15 protein-coding genes are annotated in these 21,964 nt (G+C 64.8%); 5 read left to right on the top strand and 10 right to left on the bottom strand.

Features of this window, described 5'->3' with window-relative positions; translation table 11 throughout:
* Positions 1-7 precede the first annotated feature (7 nt).
* The 4 genes from glgB to L1787_RS24595 all read right to left on the bottom strand — a co-directional run bounded on the left by glgB (position 8) and on the right by L1787_RS24595 (position 8,391).
* Positions 8-2,206, bottom strand: a complete 2,199-nt coding sequence (gene glgB / locus L1787_RS24610; protein WP_235711746.1) for a 1,4-alpha-glucan branching protein GlgB — start codon at positions 2,204-2,206, stop codon at positions 8-10.
* Positions 2,206-5,595, bottom strand: coding sequence for a maltose alpha-D-glucosyltransferase (treS, locus tag L1787_RS24605; RefSeq protein WP_235711745.1), 3,390 nt, complete (start codon positions 5,593-5,595; stop codon positions 2,206-2,208). The genes glgB and treS overlap by 1 nt, the downstream gene beginning before the upstream one ends.
* Positions 5,595-7,652, bottom strand: coding sequence for an alpha-1,4-glucan--maltose-1-phosphate maltosyltransferase (locus L1787_RS24600; protein ID WP_235711744.1), 2,058 nt, complete (start codon positions 7,650-7,652; stop codon positions 5,595-5,597). Before L1787_RS24600 ends, treS begins: the two co-directional genes overlap by 1 nt.
* Positions 7,653-7,899: 247 nt before the next feature.
* A complete protein-coding gene (locus L1787_RS24595; RefSeq protein ID WP_235711743.1) occupies positions 7,900-8,391 on the bottom strand; it encodes a hypothetical protein in 492 nt (163 codons plus the stop codon).
* 163 nt (positions 8,392-8,554) lie between these two features.
* Here L1787_RS24595 and L1787_RS24590 point away from each other — a divergent pair, with 163 nt between their 5' ends.
* Positions 8,555-9,364 carry a glucose 1-dehydrogenase gene (locus tag L1787_RS24590; RefSeq protein WP_235711742.1) on the top strand — a complete coding sequence of 270 codons (810 nt, stop codon included), beginning with the start codon at positions 8,555-8,557 and terminating at the stop codon, positions 9,362-9,364.
* Positions 9,365-9,380: 16 nt separating this feature from the next.
* Here L1787_RS24590 and L1787_RS24585 read toward each other — a convergent pair whose 3' ends face one another.
* Positions 9,381-9,671, bottom strand: coding sequence for a cupin domain-containing protein (locus L1787_RS24585; RefSeq protein ID WP_235711741.1), 291 nt, complete (start codon positions 9,669-9,671; stop codon positions 9,381-9,383).
* A gap of 432 nt (positions 9,672-10,103) precedes the next feature.
* Between L1787_RS24585 and L1787_RS24580 the strand changes: the two genes are divergently transcribed.
* Positions 10,104-11,777: a M10 family metallopeptidase gene (locus tag L1787_RS24580; RefSeq protein ID WP_235711740.1), complete on the top strand. Its 1,674-nt coding sequence runs from the start codon at positions 10,104-10,106 to the stop codon at positions 11,775-11,777.
* Positions 11,778-11,782: 5 nt separating this feature from the next.
* Here the strand turns inward: L1787_RS24580 and L1787_RS26180 are convergent, their stop codons facing one another.
* The 4 genes from L1787_RS26180 to L1787_RS24560 form a co-directional block, all read right to left on the bottom strand.
* A complete protein-coding gene (locus L1787_RS26180) occupies positions 11,783-13,066 on the bottom strand; it encodes an adenylate/guanylate cyclase domain-containing protein (RefSeq protein ID WP_235711739.1) in 1,284 nt (427 codons plus the stop codon).
* A 432-nt stretch (positions 13,067-13,498) separates the two neighbouring features.
* Complete coding sequence (gene rpoD, locus L1787_RS24570; RefSeq protein WP_235711738.1) at positions 13,499-15,562, bottom strand: RNA polymerase sigma factor RpoD; 2,064 nt, start codon at positions 15,560-15,562, stop codon at positions 13,499-13,501.
* 195 nt (positions 15,563-15,757) lie between these two features.
* Positions 15,758-17,653, bottom strand: coding sequence for a DNA primase (gene dnaG, locus L1787_RS24565; RefSeq protein ID WP_235711737.1), 1,896 nt, complete (start codon positions 17,651-17,653; stop codon positions 15,758-15,760).
* 98 nt (positions 17,654-17,751) lie between these two features.
* A complete protein-coding gene (locus tag L1787_RS24560) occupies positions 17,752-18,207 on the bottom strand; it encodes a GatB/YqeY domain-containing protein (RefSeq protein ID WP_235711736.1) in 456 nt (151 codons plus the stop codon).
* A 317-nt stretch (positions 18,208-18,524) separates the two neighbouring features.
* Between L1787_RS24560 and carA the strand changes: the two genes are divergently transcribed.
* Together carA and L1787_RS24550 are read left to right on the top strand one after the other, a co-directional pair.
* A complete protein-coding gene (gene carA, locus L1787_RS24555; protein WP_235711735.1) occupies positions 18,525-19,715 on the top strand; it encodes a glutamine-hydrolyzing carbamoyl-phosphate synthase small subunit in 1,191 nt (396 codons plus the stop codon).
* Positions 19,712-20,248, top strand: coding sequence for a GNAT family N-acetyltransferase (locus tag L1787_RS24550; RefSeq protein ID WP_235711734.1), 537 nt, complete (start codon positions 19,712-19,714; stop codon positions 20,246-20,248). The genes carA and L1787_RS24550 overlap by 4 nt, the downstream gene beginning before the upstream one ends.
* A 71-nt stretch (positions 20,249-20,319) precedes the next feature.
* Here the strand turns inward: L1787_RS24550 and ypfJ are convergent, their stop codons facing one another.
* Positions 20,320-21,240: a KPN_02809 family neutral zinc metallopeptidase gene (ypfJ, locus tag L1787_RS24545; protein WP_235711733.1), complete on the bottom strand. Its 921-nt coding sequence runs from the start codon at positions 21,238-21,240 to the stop codon at positions 20,320-20,322.
* 388 nt (positions 21,241-21,628) lie between these two features.
* On the opposite strand from ypfJ, the gene L1787_RS24540 reads away from it, so the two are divergent.
* Positions 21,629-21,895, top strand: a complete 267-nt coding sequence (locus tag L1787_RS24540; protein ID WP_235711732.1) for a helix-turn-helix domain-containing protein — start codon at positions 21,629-21,631, stop codon at positions 21,893-21,895.
* Positions 21,896-21,964 lie beyond the last annotated feature (69 nt).

Raw genomic sequence — 21,964 nt, 5'->3', positions numbered from 1 at the left:
ATGAGCCTTATTGTGGAACGAAGACGAGAGCCCCGAGCGGCGGCAACGTGATCTCGGCCGAGTGGGCGCGCCCGTGATATGGCACGGCCTCGGTCATGATGCGCCCCTGATTGCCGACATTGGTTCCGCCATAGACACCGGCGTCGGTATTGAGAGCTTCCTTCCACCGGCCGGGCTCGGGAAAGCCGATCCGGTAGCCGGTGCGCACCACCGGGGTGAAGTTGACGACCACGATCGCCGGGCGACGGTCCGCCGAATAACGCGCATAGACGAAGATCGACGACTGCGAATCCGACGCATCGATCCACTCGAACCCGTCCGGCTCGCAATCGCGCTCATGAAGCGCCGCCTCGTCGCGATAGAGCGTGTTGAGATCGCGGATCAGGGATTGCACCCCGCCATGGAAGGGATCGGCGAGGAGGTGCCAATCGAGGCTCTGATCGTGATTCCACTCACGCCCCTGACCGAACTCGCCCCCCATGAACAGCAGCTTCTTGCCCGGATGCGTCCACATGAAGGCATAATAGGCGCGCAGATTGGCGAACTTCTGCCAACGGTCGCCCGGCATCTTGCCGAGCATCGAGCCCTTTCCGTGCACCACCTCGTCGTGGCTGAGGGGGAGGATGAAGTTCTCCGAGAAGGCGTAATGCAGGCCGAAGGTGATGTTGTCCTGATGGTGCCGGCGATAGATCGGGTCGCGCTGGATGTACTGGAGCGTGTCGTGCATCCAGCCCATGTTCCATTTGAAATCGAAGCCGAGCCCGCCATCCTTCACCGGACGTGAGACAGACGGAAAGGCCGTCGATTCCTCTGCCGCCGTCATCGCCCCTTCCCCGTCTTCGAGCATCCGCTCGTTCATCGAGCGCAGGAAGGCGATCGCTTCGAGATTCTCGCGCCCGCCATGGACGTTCGGCACCCACTCATTGTGGGAGCGCGAATAGTCCCGGTAGAGCATCGAGGCGACGGCATCCACGCGCAGACCGTCGACATGATAGCGGTCGATCCAGAACAGCGCGTTGGATTCCAGGAAATTCGCGACCTCGTTGCGGCCGAGATTGTAGATGAGGGTGTTCCAGTCCTTGTGGAAGCCCTCGCGCGGGTCGGCGTGCTCATAGAGCGGCGTCCCGTCGAACTCGGCGAGACCGTGCGCGTCCGTCGGAAAATGCGCCGGAACCCAGTCGATGATGACGCCGAGCCCCTCATGGTGGGCCCGCTCCACGAACCGCGCGAAGCCTTCGGGCGACCCGAACCGGCTCGTCGGCGCGAAGAGGCCGATCGGCTGATAGCCCCACGAGCCCGAGAAGGGATGCTCCGAGATCGGCAGCAGCTCGAGATGGGTGAAGCCGAGATCCTTGACGTACGGGATCAGCTCGTCGGCGAGCGTGTCGTAGTCGAGCATCACATTCCCGTCGCCGCGGCGCCAGGAGCCGAGATGCACTTCATAGATGGAAATCGGCGCCGCGCGGTCGTTCTTCGCCCCGCGCGCGGCCATCCAGCTTTCGTCGGTCCACTCGTGCTCGACGAGACCGTGCACTACCGAAGAGGTGTCGGGCGGCTGCTCGGTCGCGAAGGCGAGCGGGTCCATCTTGAGGGGCAGCACGTTGCCGTGCGGGCCGACGATCTCGAACTTGTAATAGAGCCCGCGCCCGAGGCCGGGCACGAAGATCTCCCACACCCCCGCTTCGACGCGCTTGCGCATCACATGGCGCCGCCCATCCCAGCCGTTGAAGTCGCCGACAAGGGAGACGCGCCGCGCGTTCGGCGCCCAGACGACGAAGGCGACCCCCTCGACGCCCTCCATTACATGCGGATGCGCGCCGAGTTTCTCATAGAGTTTGCGGTGTCGCCCCTCCGCGACGAGATAGACGTCGAGTTCGCCGAGGATCGGCGGGAAGCGATAGGGGTCGTCCTCGATCCATTTGTGTTCGCCAGCACACAGGCTGAAGCGATAGTCGAACGGCTTGCCCTTCAACGACACCGAATAGAGCCCGTCGGGGTGGATGCGCTCCATCGGCGCGACCACCTTTCCGGCAGCGTCGGTGAGGGCCACGGATTCGGCGTGCGGCGCAAACGTCCGCACGACGAGATGCCGACCGTCCCCGGCGCCGTGCATGCCGAGCACAGCGAAAGGATCGGAGTGACGGCCGGTGACGATCGCCTCGGCCGCACCCGGCTGAAGATCGTCGCACTGGCGCGTCTCGCTCATCAGGTCTCTCCCGTGTCGGTTTCATCATCGGCCCCGCCGTCTTCGACGGTGAGCCAGGCGGATACGCCGCGCTCGTCGGCGAGAACATCCATCACACCCGCTAGAGGAATGCGCACCCATGCCGGGCGGTTCGAGAGTTCATAGCCGATCTCGTAAATTGCCTTCTGCAGCGTGAAGAGATCGAGGAGCGCGGCGGTCAGTTCGTCGGCCGGAGCCGCGTCGCCGAGCGTGTCGAGATAGGCGGCGAGGAAGTCGCGCCGGCTGGCGTCGCGCCAGGCGAGCGCTTTGACGCGGGCCTCCTCCGCATTGACCTCGTGCGTGTCCCGCCAGCGCGACAGCGCCATCGCGGCCGCATAGTCGAACGAGCGGAGCATACCGGCGACGTCGCGCAGCGGCGAGGACTTGGCGCGGCGCTCGTCGAGCGAGCGGGTCGGTTCGCCCTCGAAGTCGATGACCACGAGATCGTCCTGCGCGACGAGCACCTGACCGAGGTGATAATCGCCATGGATGCGGGACTTGTGGCCGGACGGGGCGGCAGTGCGCACCTCGTCGAACCGCGCCTTGACGGCCTCGCGCTGCTCGATCAGCGCGCGGGCGTCCTCCGCCGCGTCTTCGGGCAGGTGCGCCATGTGCGCATCGAGGCGCGCAAACAGAGCGTCCGCCTCGGCGGTCGCATCGTCGGCCCACTTCGCGAGATCGTCCGCGGTGATCGGCTCGGGCCGGAAGGCCGGGCTCGTCTCGTCCGCCGCGAGGGCGAGATGCAACTCCGCCGTCCGCGTCCCGGCGAGGGTGCCGATATCGAGCGGGAAGGAATGCTGGACCTCCTCGCCCTCCGCCCCCGGCGTGCTGGCGTCACCGTCGATCAGGTCGGCCTTTTCGAGATAGCGCTCGAGTGCGTCGAGCACCGCCTGCCAGGCATCGCCCTGGTTCGGAACGAAGGCGAAGGCGGCGGCAAGGACGGAAGGCTCGCCGCCGTCATCGTGCAGTTCGATCGTTCCGACGAGGGACGGCGTGTGCGCATAATGCGCGACGTCGGTGAGATGGCGGGCGATCTCGACGTCCGGCTGCTCCCCTTCGCGCAGGCGGCGATAGATCTTCAAGATGATCTGTTCGCCGAACACGATCGACACGTTCGACTGCTCGACGCCGAGCGGCCGCGGCGGCGCGAGCTCCTCGATCGCCTTCAACGCCTCGGAGCTGCGGAACGAGACCGTGTGCGCGCCGAGCGTCCGGTTCTCGTCGCCCCGCATGAGGGCAATCAATTCGGCGGCGAGCGTCTCGTCATAGGTGCCGTCGGTCAGCGCGCCGATGCGCGGGCCGGAGCGGACCTTCGCCAGCGTATAAGAGAGCTTCTGCGCGCCGGGGCGCAGATTCTCCTCGCCCCACCGCACCGAAAGCGGCGCGAGATAGCGCTGGGTGCCGGACGGCAGCGTGACCTCGAGCGTCGCGAGCGCGTAAAGGCCCGCCTCGTCGAGCATCGCGAGCGGTTCGAGCGAGACCTTGCGGATCGTCTCGTCCTTCGCGGCGAACCACCGTTGCAGCGGCAGGAATTGCGGCAAAGTGTTCGCTTCGAGCTGGCTGCGCTCCCGCCCGCCGAGCGCACCGTCGATCCGGCCATTGCGCGCCGTCAGGGTGATGAAGTCCGGCAGCGGCTCCGGCGCCGGCTCGTGCCACAAAGGCGCCTCCTCCGGCCCCGCGAGAACGAACCAGAAGAAACCGTAGGCCGGCAGCGTCAGCATATAAGGCAGCTCGCCGATCGGCGGGAACGGCGTGCGCCCCGTCAACTCGATCGGCACGCGCGTGCGGTGAGCCGACAGGTCGAGCTCGACCGCCTGCGCCGAGCGCGAGAGGTTCGCGACGCACAGGATCGCCTCGCCCTCGTGCTCACGGATATAGGCGATGATCTTACGGTTGCGCGGATAGATGAACTGCATCGTGCCGCGGCCGAAGGCGGGATGCTGCTTGCGCACCAGGATGATGCGCCGCATCCAGTTGAGGAGCGAGGACGGGTCGCTGTCCTGCGCCTCGACGTTGATCGCCTGATAGCCGTAGACCGGATCCATGATCGGCGGCAGGAAGAGCTGCTGCGGGTTGGCCCGGCTGAAGCCGCCATTGCGGTCCGTCGACCATTGCATCGGCGTGCGCACGCCGTCCCGATCGCCGAGATAGTAATTGTCGCCCATCCCGATCTCGTCGCCATAATAGAGGACGGGCGTCCCCGGCATCGACAGCAGGAAGGCGTTCATCAACTCGATCTTCCGCCGGTCGTTCTGCATCAGCGGCGCGAGGCGGCGGCGGATCCCGAGATTGATGCGGGCGCGGCTGTCGGCGGCGTAGGTCCGCCACAGATAGTCCCGCTCCTCCTCCGTCACCATTTCGAGCGTCAGCTCGTCGTGGTTGCGCAGGAAGATCGCCCACTGGCACTGGTCCGGGATCTCGGGCGTCTGGCGGATGATGTCGGTGATCGGGTGCCGGTCCTCCTGCGCGAGCGCCATGTACATGCGCGGCATCAGGGGGAAGTGGAACCCCATATGGCACTCGTCCCCCTCACCGAAATAAGGGCGCGTATCCTCCGGCCATTGGTTCGCCTCGGCGAGCAGCATCCGGTCCGAATAGCGGGTGTCGAGCGCGGTGCGGATCTTCTTCAGAACATCGTGCGTCTCGGGCAGGTTCTCGTTGTTGGTGCCGTCGCGCTCGACGAGATAGGGAATCGCGTCGAGCCGCAGCCCGTCGACCCCCATATCGAGCCACTGATTCATCACCGTCAGCACCTCTTCGAGAACCTTGGGGTTGTCGAAGTTGAGGTCGGGCTGATGCGAATAGAAACGGTGCCAGAAATATTGCTCGGCGACCGGATCCCACGTCCAATTCGACTTCTCGGTGTCGAGGAAGATGATGCGCGTCAGCTCATATTTCTCGTCCGTGTCGGACCAGACATAATAATCGCGCTCGGGCGAATCCTTCGGCGCCTGCCGCGCGGTCTGGAACCAGGGATGTTGGTCCGAGGTGTGGTTGATGACGAGCTCGGTGATCACCCGCAGACCGCGCCGGTGCGCCTCCTTCACAAATGTCGCGAAGGTTTCGACATCGCCATATTGCGGATTCACCGTCGTATAATCGGCGATATCGTACCCATCATCGCGCAAGGGCGAGGGATAGAACGGCAAGAGCCAAATGGCCGTGACGCCGAGCGCCTGGACATAGTCCAGCTTTTGCATCAGGCCGGCGAAATCACCCATACCGTTGTTGTCGGCATCCATGAACGCCTTGACGTGCAGCTGGTAGATGATCGCATCTTTGTACCAGTCCGTGACGGACCGATCGATCGCACCGTCGGCGCCCGGGGCGTCCTGCTCGGTGTCGGTGACGGGAGCAACAGCAGTATCCATTAGCGCAGCCCTGATGGCGAAACGAGACGCCAGATGAAATAGGGACGTTGGTGCGGATCGATATACACGTGCTGAACCTTGCCTTGCCAGGTAAAGCTATAATCCGCCACGAGATCCTCGACATCGATCGATGCGTCGTCCGGCAAGCCGAACTCCCACAGCGGCACCTCGAAGTGGGCGCCCTGACCATGGTGCGGATCGAGGTTGATCGCAAAGAGGAGGAACGACGACAGGTCCGCCGTGCGCTTGCCGTAATAGATGATATTGTCGTTCCACATGTTGTAGAACTCAATATTGGCGAAGTCCTGCAAGGCCGGATGCGTCCGCCGCAAGCGGTTCATCAGCGCGACGTCTTCGCGAATGTGGCCGGGCCGATCCCAATCCCAGGCGCGAAGCTCGTACTTCTCGGAGTTGAGATACTCCTCCTTGCCGGGGATCGCCGCTCCCTCGCACAGCTCGAAGCCGTTATAGACGCCATAATTGCCGGCCATCGACGCGGCGAGCACGAGCCGGGCCTGAAAGCCGGGCCGCCCCGAGGTCTGCAAGTAGACCGGGTTGATGTCGGGCGTGTTGACGAAGAAATTCACCCGCATCGTGTGCTGCTTCACCGTGGTGGTGAGCTCGGTCATGTACTCGATCAGCTCGGCCTTGTGATTGCGCCAGGTGAAGTACGAATAAGACTGCGTGAAGCCGATCTTGGCGAGCCGGTGCATCACCTTCGGCCGCGTGAACGCCTCGGCGAGGAAGATCACGTCGGGATGATCGCGCTGGACCTCGGCGATCATCCACTCCCAGAACGGGAACGCCTTGGTGTGCGGGTTGTCGACCCGGAAGATCTTCACCCCATGATGGACCCAGAACAGGACGACGTCCCGCTGCGCGCGCCACAGGTCCGGGATCGGCTCGTCCCCATCATAGAAGCGGACATTGACGATGTCCTCGTACTTCTTGGGCGGGTTCTCGGCGAATTTGATCGACCCGTCGGGCCGCCAGTCGAACCAATTGTGGTGCGCCTTGATCCAGGGATGATCGGGCGAGCACTGGATCGCATAATCGAGCGCGATCTCGAGCCCGTGCTCTTTCGCGGCGGCGACGAGGCGGGCGAAATCCTCGAACGTGCCGAGTTCGGGGTGGAGCGCGTCATGCCCCCCCTCCTCGGAGCCGATCGCGTAGGGGCTCCCCGGATCGCTCGGCTCGGCGACCAGCGAATTGTTGCGCCCCTTGCGGTTGGTCGTCCCGATCGGATGGATCGGCGTGAAATAGAGGACGTCGAAGCCGAGCCCCTCGACATAGGGAAGGCGGTCGATCACGTCGTCGAACGTGCCGTGCCGGTGGGGGTCGCCGGATTGCGAGCGGGGCATCACCTCATACCAGGCCGAGAAGGCGGCGGCCTTGCGGTCGACCGTCAGCGGCAGGATCCGATCATAATGGGACAGATTCGCCCGGTGGCCGGCGCGCTGCATCAGCGCGGCGGTATCGTCGGTCATCAGCGCGGCGAAGCGATCATTCTCGCTCGCCGACTTCATCGCCTTGGCGAGCTGGGCGAGGCGCTTCTGATCCTCGTGCGAACCGCGGCCGGAGCCCACCGAGGCGGCGACGAGCCGAGCCCCCTCTTCGAGTTCCAACGCGATCGGCACGCCGGCATTGTACTTTTTGGCGATCTCGGCGCGCCAGCTCTCGAACGTGTCGCGCCAGGCGATCACCGTATATTCGTGCGGAACGTTGTCGACCGGTGTGAAATGCCCGCGCCAATGATCGTTGATCACATAGGACAGCGGCGCCTCTTCCCAGTTGTCGACACCGCGCGCGCGCCACAGGATGGCGCAGGCGACATGGTCGTGCCCATCCCCGAACACGTCGACCTCGACGACGAAGGGCTGGTCGACGACCGTTTTGGCCGGGAAGCGCCCGCCGTCGATCTCCGGCGCGACGGCCTCGATGGCAACGCGATTTGCGGCGAGCTCCATCATGTAAGCGTCGCCGCCGTCCGGCGCGATGGTGACGATCTCATCGTCCGCCACGTCCGCGTCTGAAGTCGCAAGGCTATCTTCGATCATGACGCTCTCGGTTCCGTTCATCGGACCGGCTTGGTCACGCGCGGTCAACGGCGTAAACGCGCCGCCGACGAGCCGGTTCACGTTGCCGCGCGGTTTCCTCGAGAGAAACCGGCGAAGTTGCAGCACTATGCCGTGCCGATCCACGCGAACCAACCGCTCACTCACCCGCTGATAGGACCAACCCTATCCAATGACTTATGGGACAGAGCGTCGCCGGCAACCCTTGCCCGGTTACCGGCAGCCCGGATCAATTCCGGTAAGAGAGCGCGGCGCCGAGAACCAGGGCGTAGATCACATGCCCGATCAAGGCGACATACGTGATCCCGGTGAAGCCGAGAAAAGGCGGGTTTCCGGCGATGAGATGGGCCATCATATAAAGGGCGAAGACCCACAGCACGATGCCGTAGACGATGGCGACGACCGACCAATGGATCGAGGGGACGACCGATCGGGCGATCGGCAACGCGATGAACGCATAGCCGATCGGGTAAAAAAGGATCCCCGTCAGCCAGTGCACGACGGTCCCGGCAAGGGTCGCGCTATCGAAGGGACCGAACAAGGCCTGCAGCGATTGCGTTGCCAAAGGAACAGGCGCGAGCCTTGCAAAGCCCAGCGTCGGTGTGAGCCACTGACCGAACAGGTCGAAGACGATCGTGGCGAGGAGGCCGCCGGCGAGCATCACGATGGTGCCGGATAGGCTCGTCACGGGAAATCTGGGGTGTGTGACAGACAGTGCCATTCGTTCCTCCGCTCGCTCCGGCGATCGTCCGACACCTTTGCCGGGACCGCCGAGCACTCACGGACATTTCTGGTCCGGCCGAAACACATACCAGTAACATTCGCGTTCTTGTTTGATGTCCTCGCCGTGATGGCGCGCCGACCCCAAGTTTAGGAGACACCTGATGACCGAACCGATTCTCCCCGACCTCACCGGGCAATCCGCAATCGTCACCGGAGCGAGTTCGGGAATCGGACAGGCCTGCGCCATCGCCCTCGCCGAATGCGGCGCGAACGTCGCCGTGAATTATTATGGCAGCCCCGATGGTGCGCAGGAGACCGTCGACGCGTGCCTCGAGCACGGCGTCAAGGCGATCAGCCTCGCGGGCGACGTGTCCAAGGAAGAGGACGTCGCCGCCCTCTTCGCCGACGCCATCGACCATTTCGGCGCGATCGACATCGCGGTCGCAAACGCCGGCATCCAGAAGGACGCCGCCTTCACCGACCTCACCAAAGCCGACTGGGACCGCGTGATCGGCGTCAACCTCACCGGCCAGTTTCTGGTGATGCAGGCCGCCGTTCGCCAGTTCCGGGCGCAAGGCATGCGCCAGTCGCGCGCACTCGGCAAGATCATCGCGATGAGCAGCGTGCACGACGTGATCCCGTGGGCCGGGCACGTCAACTACGCCACCGCCAAAGGCGGCGTCTCGATGCTCATGAAGACCGCCGCGCAGGAACTCGCCTCGGAGCGAATCCGCGTCAACGCCGTCTCACCGGGGGCGATCGCGACGGCGATCAACAAGGACGTCTGGTCCGATCCGCAAAAGGCGGAGGCGCTCAACGCGCTCATTCCCTATGCCCGGATCGGACAGCCGCGGGAGATCGCGGCGGCGGTCGTCTGGCTCGCGTCCGACGCCTCCGATTATGTCAACGGCCACACGCTGGTCGTCGATGGCGGCATGGAGCTTTATCCCGAGTTCCGCGACAACGGCTGATCGGCAGCCCCGCCGACTAGCGCTTCATCTCGATCTCGACGAACACGATCTGCGCGTCGGTCGCGTTGACGACGTCGTGCTCCACTCCGGCGGGCCGCGCGTAGCTTTGCCCGAGCTTGAGTTCGTTGCGTGTCTCACCACCGTCGGCGCCGACGATGGTGAGGACGCCGGGCACGGTGGGCACGACGACATAATCATGGGCGTGCTTGTGGTAACCGGTTGCCTCGCCTGGTGCGAAACGCCACTCGGTGACGCGCACGTGCGGCTCGTCGACCTGCACGGTGTGGCTTGCTTGGGGACGGGCCATTCAACCTCCAACCCGAGGAAATCGCAGGAGCGGCACCCCCGCGACACGCCTCGTTTCGTACCAATTCCCTCCGGCGCGGCGGCGGTCTCGTCCCGCTGGCCGCACCGATGGATCCGCCCATCATAAGGCCGATCGCCCCGCCTCTGCCAACCTTACCCGCGCCGAAACGAAAGCCGGCTTTCCAAACCGCAAGCTTAAAATCACAGAGCCTCGTGCAACCTCGCTCGCCTAGGTTCTCCCCGCGTCGCATGTGTCGTCGCGTCGGACCGATCGTCGGCGGAGGCCGCCTTGCGCCTCGCCTAGCCTGACGCGCGCAGTGGGCCGAATGCCCCAGCCGGATGCCGGTTCGTCGACGGCGATACGCCGATAGGCGGAGCGGCTCGTTCGGGCACGTGCGAGCGCTGATCCGATCGATGTCACGATGGAAAATCCTTGGCCCGCACGCGCGCAATCGCGGCGACGAGTTCGCTCGTCGTCAACAGCCTCATCGGCCCCAACGCCTGGAGCGGCGACCCGACCTGGGCGCTCGCGCCGACGGCGCCGCATGGCGGCGTCTATGGCGAGAATTTCCCGACGCGCCCCTCCCCCATCCTGCACGATGCACTCCACGACGCGGTGCGGCAGATCGAGAGTTTCACCCGCCTCGACCTCAACGCGGTCGGTCCGCACGGCGGCGCCATGGCCGACATTCGCATCTTCCAGTCCGACACGCTCGAGCTCCGCACGGCGGACGGCATGGAGACGATCCGCCTCGGCGCCTACACGATCATGCCGGGCGGTGGGGCGGCGGCCGGCGATGTCTGGATCGGTGGCGACATCGCGCGCGGCGCCCTACCGGGGAGCTATGCCTACCGGGTCGTGCTCCACGAGTTCGCCCATGCTCTCGGCCTCAAGCATCCCGACGATCCCGGCTACGCGCGGTTGCCGGCGAGCCTCGACGGCGCCGAATATTCGGTGATGAGCACCCGTGCCTATCCGGGCGCCTCGCCCGCCGACGGCCTCGGCATCGAACCCGGCGGCTACGCCGAGACTTACATGACCTACGACATCGCCGCGCTTCAATATCTCTACGGCGCGAATTATCGCGACACCGCTGACGATCGGTATGTGTTCGACCCGACCGACCGCGTCGTGCAACGAACGATATGGGACGGCGGCGGGATCGACACGTACGACTTCTCCCGCTTCATCAATCCGCTTGAGATCGATCTGCGCCCCGGCCACGCGTCGACCACCGGCCAGGAGGCGCACCTCAACCGCTCCGAAACGCCGACCTTCGAGACCGAGACGATCCGCGCAGGCGGTGCGATCCACAACGCGTTCCTCTATCGCGGCAAATGGCGGTCGGCGATCGAAAACGCCATCGGCGGCCGTGAAGACGACACGATCACCGGCAATCGCCTCGCCAACAGTCTCATCGGCCGTTCGGGTGACGACACGCTGTTCGGCGGCGAGGGTCGCGACACGCTGGACGGCGGCACCGGCCGCGACGATCTCCGCGGCGAAGGCGGTCACGACAGGCTCCACGGTCGACAGGGTGCGGACACGCTCATGGGCGATGCCGGCGCGGACACCCTCGACGGGGCGAGCGGGGCCGATGTTCTCAATGGTGGACAAGGGCCGGACAGGCTCCTCGGCGGTCCGAACGGGGATCGTCTGTTCGGCGGACAGGGCGCCGACAGCCTCGATGGCGGAACCGGCGCCGATCGCCTTGCCGGCAATGCCGGAGCCGACCGGCTCTTCGGCGGCGACGGAGATGACACCATCGACGGCGGGCCGGGCGGCGACGCCCTGTTCGGAGAGCAAGGCGCCGATCGCCTCTTCGGTGGCAGCGATGCCGATACGCTGCTGGGCGGCTTCGGAGACGACACGATGACGGGCGGCCCCGGTCCCGACCTTTTCCGCTTCACCGGCCACACCGGCGCCGACACGATCACCGACTTCGCCCCCGGCGCCGACCGCCTCGACGTGGCCGATCCGGCGGCCGCGTTCGCGAGCGCATTCGCCGCCGGGGCCGACACGATCGTCTATGTCAGCGGAACGGGCGACAGCGTGCGCCTTCTCGGCATCTCGCCCGGCGCGCTATCGCCGGACGATTTCGCATAAGCCAGTCAGACCGGCGAGATGAACACGATCCCCTGGGACACGCCGTCATCCCCCTCCTCGGGCGAGAGGGTTTGCGCATCGGGCACGAAGACCGGCAACGGCTGATCGATCCCCCGCACCTCGTGCGAACCGGCATCGGACATCGTCCGACCGTTGGCGCGGCCGACCTCGGCGATCGTCTTCGAGACGAGATAATTCCGGCCGAGCCGGCTGCACAGCGAAGCGAGCCGCGCCGCGATGTTCACGTCCCGCCCGATGACAGTGAAGTCGAGCCGATCGCCCGAGCCGACATTGCCGTACGCCGCGCTCCCGAGATGGAGCGCGATGCCGAACTTGATGTCGATCTCCTGCCCGTCGATCTCGAAGGGCTCGATCACCGTGTCGAGCGCCTCACGCGCGGCGTCGAGGGCGGCGAGCGTCGCGTGGGTCTCGCCGCGCTCGGCAACCGGGAAGATCGCGAGCACCGCATCCCCGATGAACTTCAGCACCTCGCCGCCATGATGCTCGATCGCCGGGACGACGATGTCGTAATAGCGGTTGATCACGTCGGCTGTGGTGTGCGCCGGAAGCTGCGTCGAAAGATGCGTGAAGCCCCGCAGATCGGACACGAAGATCGCCGCGCGCACCTTCGTGACCTGACCGCGATGGACCGTTCCCTGCATGATCTCGCGCGCGGGGGCGCGGCCGACATAGGCGGACAGCACCTCGCGGAAGGTCGCCTGGAGCGTCTTGATCTCGGTGGCGGCCGACAGCGCCGGCTGGATCTCGCGCACGATGCGGCGCTGTTCGTCGGTAAAGCCGGCGGCGGATTTCGTCGCCATCGTCAGCCAGAAATGCGTTCCGTCGGAGCTCGGAAGCTGCATCGCGATATAGTGGGCGAGACCCTCCTCGCGCAGCTCCGCCACGATGCCGAATGCCTCGTCGGGAGTGTTCTGCACATCGATCACGACCGGCTTGCCGGTGTCGAGCACGGCCTTGAACGGGCTCTTCTCGAAAATGCCGGCATCGCGATTGGCATAGTCATATCGCGCGAATTCGGGCGGCCGACCGGGGCGCCAGATGATGCCGCCACCCAGCAGCGAGGGGTTGAGGAGACTGAACGAGACCGTGAAGCGATCGAGCGGAACGCCGAAGGCCGAGAGGCGATGCCCGAGCCCTTCGATGATCGACCCGAGCTCCATTTTCACGGCCTCGGTGAGCAGCCAAGTCGTCAGGCGCTGTTGCGGGGTCCCGGCCCGTCGGACCGGAGACTGCACCGGGGATTCGCTCCCGCCGGGTTCGACCGTCACCACGCTCACCAAACGCCCCGCCAAATCGCGAATGAACCGCAGCGGGACGATGGAACGCCGCGTCCTTCGCTGAGGGTAAGGATGCAATCGCCGTTCACACGAAATACCGTCCTTTCCGGCGGAATCCTGACGAGCGCTGTACCCGTCGCAGTGAATGATATGCGTTACGAACGGGCGTCCGACGCCCGCAAGGATCACTTGGTGTCCGAGACTCTACGTGAACGTGTTGCGTTCGGACATCCGACAAATGGATCGTACAATCATACGTGACGATAGGCCGTGCGGTTTTGCAGCAGGGATCGTCACCAGAGGCGCGGCCGTCGGCCGGCCGACACCACGGCGCGCGTTCGCGTCGGACTGGGTAGGCACGGCGAGATACCGCAACGGGGCCGGAAAAACGCGGACGCCCCGCGAAGGGGCGCCCGTTTTCTGTCAGCTATCCAGGAAGGAGCGCAGCTTGCGCGAGCGCGAGGGATGCTTGAGCTTGCGCAGCGCCTTCGCCTCGATCTGACGAATGCGTTCGCGCGTCACCGAGAATTGCTGGCCGACTTCCTCCAGCGTGTGATCGGTGTTCATGCCGATGCCGAAGCGCATGCGGAGCACCCGCTCCTCACGCGGCGTCAGCGAGGCCAGCACCCGCGTCGTCGTCTCGCGCAGGTTGGACTGGATCGCAGCGTCGATCGGCAGGACCGCGTTCTTGTCCTCGATGAAGTCGCCGAGGTGCGAATCCTCCTCGTCGCCGATCGGCGTTTCGAGGGAGATCGGCTCCTTCGCGATCTTGAGGACCTTGCGAACCTTCTCGAGCGGCATCGCGAGCTTCTCGGCGAGCTCCTCCGGGGTCGGCTCACGGCCGATCTCGTGGAGCATCTGACGGCTCGTGCGGACGATCTTGTTGATCGTCTCGATCATGTGGACCGGGATGCGGATGGTGCGCGCCTGGTCCGCGATCGAGCGCGTGATCGCCTGGCGAATCCACCAGGTCGCGTACGTCGAGAACTTGTAGCCGCGGCGGTACTCGAACTTATCGACCGCCTTCATCAGGCCGATATTGCCCTCCTGGATGAGATCCAGGAACTGAAGGCCGCGGTTCGTGTACTTCTTCGCGATGGAGATCACGAGACGCAGGTTCGCCTCGACCATCTCCTTCTTGGCGCGCCGCGCCTCGCGCTCACCCTTCTGCACCTTCTGAACGAGGGTGCGGAACTCGGTGATCTCGAGCCCGGTCTGCGTCGCAAGATCCTGGATCTCCTGGCGGAGTTCGGCGAGCGTCGCGTCCTCGTGCTTGATGAACTCGTTCCAGCCCCGCCCCGGAAGACCGCCGACGCGGCCGAGCCAGTTCGGGTCAAGCTCATACCCCTGATAATGCTTCAGGAAGTCGGAGCGATCGACGCCATACGAATCGGCGAGCCGCATGATACGGCCCTCGCAGCCGATCAGGCGCTTGTTGATGTCGTAAAGCTGTTCGACGAGGCTTTCGATGCGCTGCGGGTTGAGCAGGAGGCTCTTCACCGACGCGACGATATCCTCGCGCAGCTTGGCGTACCGCTTCTGCTGTTGCGGCGTCAGCGGCCCCTCGTCGGTGAGGTGCTGCTCGACGACCTGTTCCTGCAGCTTGCGCAGCTTCTTATAATTGTCGGCGATCGCCTCGAACGTTTCGAGGACCTTGGGCTTCAGCTCCGCTTCCATCGCGGCGAGCGACATCGAGCTTTCGAAGTCGTCCTCGTCGGACTCCTCCTCGCTCTCGCCGTTCGGCTGCGCGGCGCCGTTCGCGCCGTTGGCCTGCTGGCCGCCGGCATTCGGGGCGCGCCCGCTCGCGAGATTGATGACGTTGCTCGGCGCGTCGGGATTGGCCTCGCCGCCTTCGGACTCGCCGTCCCCTTCGCCCTCGTCACCCTCCGACAGATGGCCCTTGCCCTCGGGATCGGCATAGGTCGCTTCGAGATCGATGATCTCGCGCAGCAGCACCTTTCCTTCGAGCAGCTCGTCACGCCAGATGATGATGGCCTGGAACGTCAGCGGGCTCTCGCACAGGCCCGCAATCATGAAATTGCGGCCGGCCTCGATCCGCTTTGCGATCGCGATTTCGCCTTCACGCGACAGGAGCTCGACCGAGCCCATCTCGCGCAGATACATGCGAACCGGATCGTCGGTGCGTTCGGTGGGTTCACGCGTGGTCGTCTTCGCGACGGCCTTGCTGCCACTCGATTCGGTGAGGTCGCGCGCCTCCGAATCGTCTCCCTCGGCTTCGTCCTGCTCTTCGTGCTCGACGACGTTGATGCCCATATCGTTGAGCATCGCCATCGTGTCCTCGATCTGCTCGGACGTCACCTCCTCGGACGGGAGAACCTCGTTCAGCTCATCGTGGGTAACATAGCCGCGACGCTTCGCGGTCTTGATGAGCTTTTTGACAGCCGCGTCGTTCAGATCAAGGAGCGGACCATCGGACGTTTCGGTCGTTGTGTCCTTGTCTTCCGCCGCGTTTGCCTTCGTCGCCATCGAGCCTCCAACACATGCTTGAGAGCGCTGTGTGCGCATTTGATGCATACCGGCGGACCCGCCGCGCCGGCGATGCCAAAGGATCGCCCATGGCTACGGCGACGGACGGTCGTCGAGCCAACGGTAGGTCTTGCTATCCGAAACTAGATAACGCGCACGACGACGGGCGCAAGGATGCTCGACCATTAAACCGACTCACTCGGCTTTTGGTTTGACTGGCATCGCTCTTTTTCGTCGCAGTGTGGCCGCCTCGTCGGCCAGCTCCCGCTCCGCGTCCTGCAGCGCATTGCTGTGTTCCTGCACCGCCACCGACAGAGATAGGAGACGGGCTTCGCCATCACCACCCCCTGCGGCCAATCGTTTTGGCTCCTCAGCCAGTTCCGCCATTTCCGCTCTTAGATTCAAACGATTAAGAAATAGCTCAATGCACCGGGTGAGGAAATCCTCGTCCGGATCGCAGGCGAGAATCGAAAACCGCTGCGCAAGCCGCGGCCCGATCTCGTGCTCGCCCTCGCCCCACACCTCACCGAGGCACATGCGTGCGCTCGCCGGCAATGCGGATGTCAGCGCAGCGGGGCTTTCGGGCAACACTTGTCCATAAGTTTCGACGAGGAGCGCCGCGAAGCCCGCATGCGCCTCGCTGAGGAACGTCTCGCCGGTGAGACGCTCGCCGAAACGCTCGATGAAGTACGGTCGCAGAATGAGAAGACCGAGCGCCAACCGTTCGAGGTCGAGGAGCGAGCGATCGAGCGAAGCAGGTGCCGCGATCGGGCTCGCGGCCTTCGGCTTCGGCGGCATCGGGATCTTCGGCTTCGAGCGGCGCAGCGCGAAGATCCGGTCGCGAAACGCGTTGCGATAGAGCCGGCCAAGCCGTTCGTCGGTGATGGTCGCGGCGATCGCGTCGAGGCGCGTCTCGAGCGCGGCGAGGCGCTCGGGCGTGTCGGTCCCCTTCTCCGCCTCGCGGGCGAAAAGCGCGTCGACGAGCGGCGTCGCTTGCGCGGCGAGCGAATCGAACGCCGCGCGTCCCCCCGAACGGACGAGATCGTCGGGATCCTGCCCCTCCGGCATTGCGAGGAATTGGAAAGACTGACCACCCGACAAAAGCGGCACGATCCGGTCCATCGCCCGGTGCGCGGCGGCGCGGCCCGCTTTGTCGCCGTCGAAGCACAGGACCGGCTCGTCGGCATATTGCCAGGCAAGCTTGATCTGCGCCTCGGTGAGCGCCGTCCCGAGGCTCGCGACGACCTCCTCGATCCCGGCCTGCGCGAGCGCCACGGCGTCGAGATAGCCCTCCACGATATAAAGACGCCCGCTGCGGTGCGAGGCGCCGCGCGCGCGATGGGCATTATAAAGGAGGCTCGATTTGTCGAAGTGCTCCGTCTCGGGCGAGTTCAGATATTTCGGCTCGCGCCCGTCGAGCGTGCGACCGCCGAAACCGACCACCCGGCCGCGCGGGTCGTGGATCGGCACCATGAGCCGGCCGCGGAAGCGATCGCGCAGCGTGCCCTGATCGGTGCGCACGGCGAGGCCGGTTCGTTCCAGGTCGCGCTCGGTGAGACCTTCTTTGACTAGGTGGCGGCTGAGGAAGGCCTGCGTGTTCGGCGCGAGGCCGAAGCCGAACGTCCGCAGCGTCTCCTCGGAAAACCCGCGATCGCCCGCATAGCGGCGCGCGGCGGCGCCACCCGTTCCCCACAGTGTCGATTCGTAGAAAGAGGCTGCCGCCTCCAGCGCGCCGCGCTCGGTGCGGCGCTGACGGGCGGCGTGCGATTCGCGCTCGTCGCCCGCCTCGGGCAAGGCGACACCGGCGAGATCGGCGAGTTTCTTGACCGCGTCGACGAAATCGAGCCCGTCATGCTCGGTCAGAAAGCCGAGATGGTCGCCCGATGCGTGGCAGCCGAAGCAGTGATAGAAGCCCTTCCGGTCGTCGACGTGGAACGACGGCGTCTTTTCTTCGTGGAAGGGGCAGCATCCCCACAGATCGCCGCGCGCAGGCTGCGATTTCCGTCGGTCCCAGCTGACGACCCGTCCAATCAGCTCGGACAGGGGGACCCGCTCACGGAGGGAAGCGAGGAAGTCTTTCGAGAAGCGCACCGATGAGTCTCCGATGAGCTGGAGACAGTGAGGCCACTCACATTTAATAAGATGTTAACAAATTGTGGAAAACGTCCGTTTCCACAGGGGAATCTCGATTACCGCAGCATTCCCTTCACGACGCCGCTCGCGCGGCCGAGGTCGAGCTGACCCGGATATCGCTTCTTGAGGGCCGTGATCGTGCGTCCCACGTCGCGCAGGCCAGCCGCGCCGATCTCTTTCACCACCTGGGCGCAGGCGGTCTGCATGGACGTGTCGTCCATGAGGGGCGGCATGAATTCGCGGATCGTAACGACCTCGCGCTGTGTCCGTACCACGCTTTCCGCATTCCCCGTTTCACGATCCGCAGCGATCTGCTCTTCGCGCTGCTTGATCATTTTCTGCAGCAGGGAGGCGATTTCATTCTGAGAAATCTTCTCGCCGTTCCCGATACAGTGGGCCTGATCGCGATCCCGGATCGCGGTCTGAATGAGACGCAGGGTACACAAACGGCGGCGATCGTCACGCTCGGTGGCTTCACGGATCGCAGTTTGCAGTTGCTCTCGTACAGTCATGATCACACCTGGCTGACAGCTTTCACGCAGTGGGCGCGATTAACACTATCGAACACCAACGCCAACCGCTGAGCTGGCTTTCCACTCCAATCGCCATGAAAGGCGAGCATTGAGTGTCCTCAATGCAGTATCATGCCGTCGGGTTCGATTGGAGACGCTACACATGGCAAATTTCAGTTGAACTTAAAGCCCGTCACAAGTGGGGTCCAGTCCCACGCCGATTGCATGGCTGGCCACCCACAAGCTCGCACGGGGTGTTCAACGCCTTCGAGCATGTCTAAATTTAAAGCACAACCACTTAAATCACAGGATCCAAGATGACCGTCGCCCCCTGGGCCGAGCCCAAACCCACTGCTTGTCTCGTGCTTGCGGACGGTTTGGTTCTAATGGGTGACGGCGCCGGAGCGACGGGAACCGCCGTCGGCGAGCTCTGCTTCAACACCGCCATGACCGGCTATCAGGAGATCCTCACCGATCCGTCCTATGCCGGCCAGATCGTGACGTTCACCTTCCCCCATATCGGCAATGTCGGCGCCAATCCCGACGATGTCGAAACCGTCGCTCATGAGGCCGAGCGGGCCGCGCTCGGCTGTGTGCTGCGCGCGCCGATCACCGCGCCGCAGAGCTGGCGCGCGAAGGAAGACTTCGGAACGTGGCTCGCCGAGCGGGGCATCGTCGCCATCACCGGCGTCGACACGCGCGCCATCACCTCCCGCATCCGCGATGGCGGGATGGTGAATTGCGCCATCGCCCACAATCCCGACGGCGTGTTCGACGTGCAGGCTCTTCTGGAGCTTGCGAAGGCCGCGCCCGACATGGCCGGCGCCGAACTCGCCACCACCGTTTCGGGCCGCGCCGCCCTGCCCTGGGACAGCGGCGTCTGGGAATGGGGCACCGGCTTTGAGGATTTCAAAGGCGGCGCGGGCCCGCGCATCGTCGCGCTCGATTACGGCATCAAGGGCAACATCCTGCGCCTTCTCGCCTCGCGCGGCGCGCAGATCACGGTGTTGCCCGCGAACGCCAGCGTCGAAGAGGTGCTCGCCGTCGAGCCCGACGGGCTCTTCCTCTCCAACGGGCCGGGTGATCCGGGCGCGACGAGCCTCGTCGTCGGCGACACGCTGCGCGCCCTCCTCGATCGTGGCCTGCCGACCTTCGGCATCTGCCTCGGCCACCAGCTTCTGGGCCTCGCCATCGGCGCGCGGACCAAGAAGATGCGCCAAGGCCATCACGGCGCGAATCACCCCGTTCTCGATGTCGACACCGGAACGGTCTCGATCGTCTCGATGAATCACGGCTTCACCGTGGATGGGGAAACGCTGCCGGCGAACGCCCGCGAGACGCACCGCTCACTCTTCGACGGCAGCAATTGCGGCCTCGCGCTCACCGACCGGCCGGCCTTCTCGGTGCAATATCACCCCGAGGCCTCGCCCGGTCCGCACGACAGCCACAACCTGTTCGACCGCTTCCTCGCTCTGGTGATGGAACAAAAAGCCGCCACCGCCCCATGAGTGAACTGACATTGCCGGTCGAGGACGCCGATCTCGCCCGGCACGGCGAGGCGATTCTCGCGATCAACAATGCGGCCGAACCCGCCGTCAACGCGCTCGATCGCGCCGATCTCGATGCACTGGCGGCGGAGGGGCGCGTGCGCGTCGTCCTCTCCGCGACGCCGGAGGCGCCGGTCGCAGGGCTCATCGTGCTGATGCCGCCCGGCGCGGCCTATGAGAGCCCGAATTATCGCTGGTTCAGCGATCGGTATGACGACTTTCTCTATGTCGACCGGATCGTCGTGTCGCCGCTCGCCCGTGGGTCCGGCATCGGCCGCGCGCTTTACGAGGACGCCATCGCGCTCGCCCTCGAGGGCGGCCGGCCGCGAATCTTGAGCGAGGTGAATGTCAGCCCGCCCAATCCCGAATCGATGGCCTTCCACGACCGTCTCGGCTTCGCGCCGATCCACGAGCGACTGAATGACGAGAACGGCAAGGTGGTCGCGATGATGGTGCGCGAACTCGCCCCCGCCGATCGAGACGAGCGCGCCTAGCCGCCGATTGACGCCGACGCGCGCCCCGCGTGGAGCGGAATGAGCGCGCGCCGCCCTCCGGCCGATAACGGTTAGAGATTCGCGGCGCTGAAGGTGTCGCAATCGGCCGGGTTGCCGGACCGAAAGCCCGTGCGGAACCAGCGCGTGCGCTGCTCGGCCGTGCCGTGATTGAAGCTTTCCGGCACCACATAACCCTGCGTGCGCCGCTGCAGAATGTCGTCCCCCACGGCAGCGGCCGCGCCGAGCGCCTCGTCGATATCGCCCTCTTCGACGATGCCGCTGCGGTCCGCCCGGTGTGCCCAGACGCCGGCATAACAATCGGCTTGAAGCTCGACCTTGATGCTCTCGGCGTTGGCCTCCTGCTCGCTCATCGACTGACGGTCGCGATGATAACGGCCGAGAACGCCGGTCAGATTCTGAACATGATGGCCGACCTCATGCGCGAGGACATAGGCCTCGGCGAAGTCGCCCGGCGCGCCGAAGCGGCTCGACAGCGTGTCGAAGAAGGACATGTCGAGATAGAGCTTGCGATCGTTCGGGCAGTAGAACGGGCCGACGGCTGCGCTCGACAGACCGCAGGCCGATCCCACCCTATCGGTAAAGAGGACGAGGATCGGATCCTCGTAAGTGAGGTCGTTGGCGGCGAAGATCTCGCTCCACGAATCCTCCGTCTCGGCGAGGACGACGCTGATGAACGCCTCCTGCTGATCGTCGATCGCATTGTTCGCGCCGCGCTGCCCCTCGGGCGCTCGGTTATCCACCACCACGCCGCGATCATCGCCCGTCATCATGTCGAGAAATTGCAGGGGGTTGATGCCGGCGAACACCCACAGCCCCAACGCGACGATCGCGATCAGGACGAGCGAGGTGCCGCCGATGCGGCCACCCGTCCGACCGCGGCCGGACGGGAATGGAAAGCGGGCTTGCCTCGGGAAGGACTGACCTCTGCGGTCCTCGATATTGTCGCTACGCCGCCGACCTTCCCAACGCATTGTCACATCCCTGCTATGCGCGGACGCCGCCCGTCCGCCCAGCAGAATAGCGCACTATCGACGAAGTTGGTTCCGGAAAGCGTCGACGATATGCCCGACCGCGACGCTCGCGGGCGAAATCGGCCGCGATTGGGGCGCATTGCGGTTCGCATCATCGTGAGAGATGCGGATCAGGCTCTGTCCGAGAACGAGATGGCTCAGCATGACGATCATTCCTCAGCGCGTGTGAAACGAAATGGCGCGGCGCGAAACGGCTGGCGTTTGCAATGAAACATCGCTACCTCTACCGCAATAAGTGCGCCTCTCACCCCTTATATGCGCAACTCGTGCGCCTTTTAAAGGGGTAAGGCGCATTTATTGCGCACAATTTTTTCTGGAACTTGGCACGATGACACCCGAGCAATTCCGAGCCTGGCGGAAAGCGAACGGATGGAAACAGCGGGAACTCGCCGACAGGCTCGGCCTGAAGCGGCGAATGATCCAATATTATGAGCGCGGTGATCGGGACGGGAAAACCGTCGAAATTCCGCGAACGGTGCGCCTCGCGTGCTATGCGATTGCCTGCGGCGTCGAGGAATTCGACGGGCGCACCGTGCAATGGTCCTCTCCGACCGAACCGGACGTGAAATCGGTCGACGAGGACGACGACGATTGAGCGGCTTTGCGTTGCGCCTCTGACCCTATATAGCGGGCGGGGTTCTCCCATCCCGCACTTAGAATTCTC

It is taken from the genome of Acuticoccus kalidii, from assembly GCF_021556395.1.
Lineage (GTDB): Bacteria > Pseudomonadota > Alphaproteobacteria > Rhizobiales > Amorphaceae > Acuticoccus > Acuticoccus kalidii.
This window is presented reverse-complemented; position numbering and strand designations above follow the sequence as displayed.

Coding starts and splice junctions, on each gene's coding strand:
- glgB (WP_235711746.1), bottom strand. CDS start 2,206: ATGAGCGAGACGCGCCAGTGCGACGATCTTCAGCCGGGTGCGGCCGAG.
- treS (WP_235711745.1), bottom strand. CDS start 5,595: ATGGATACTGCTGTTGCTCCCGTCACCGACACCGAGCAGGACGCCCCG.
- L1787_RS24600 (WP_235711744.1), bottom strand. CDS start 7,652: ATGATCGAAGATAGCCTTGCGACTTCAGACGCGGACGTGGCGGACGAT.
- L1787_RS24595 (WP_235711743.1), bottom strand. CDS start 8,391: ATGGCACTGTCTGTCACACACCCCAGATTTCCCGTGACGAGCCTATCC.
- L1787_RS24590 (WP_235711742.1), top strand. CDS start 8,555: ATGACCGAACCGATTCTCCCCGACCTCACCGGGCAATCCGCAATCGTC.
- L1787_RS24585 (WP_235711741.1), bottom strand. CDS start 9,671: ATGGCCCGTCCCCAAGCAAGCCACACCGTGCAGGTCGACGAGCCGCAC.
- rpoD (WP_235711738.1), bottom strand. CDS start 15,562: ATGGCGACGAAGGCAAACGCGGCGGAAGACAAGGACACAACGACCGAA.
- L1787_RS24560 (WP_235711736.1), bottom strand. CDS start 18,207: ATGACTGTACGAGAGCAACTGCAAACTGCGATCCGTGAAGCCACCGAG.
- carA (WP_235711735.1), top strand. CDS start 18,525: ATGACCGTCGCCCCCTGGGCCGAGCCCAAACCCACTGCTTGTCTCGTG.
- L1787_RS24550 (WP_235711734.1), top strand. CDS start 19,712: ATGAGTGAACTGACATTGCCGGTCGAGGACGCCGATCTCGCCCGGCAC.
- ypfJ (WP_235711733.1), bottom strand. CDS start 21,240: ATGCGTTGGGAAGGTCGGCGGCGTAGCGACAATATCGAGGACCGCAGA.
- L1787_RS24540 (WP_235711732.1), top strand. CDS start 21,629: ATGACACCCGAGCAATTCCGAGCCTGGCGGAAAGCGAACGGATGGAAA.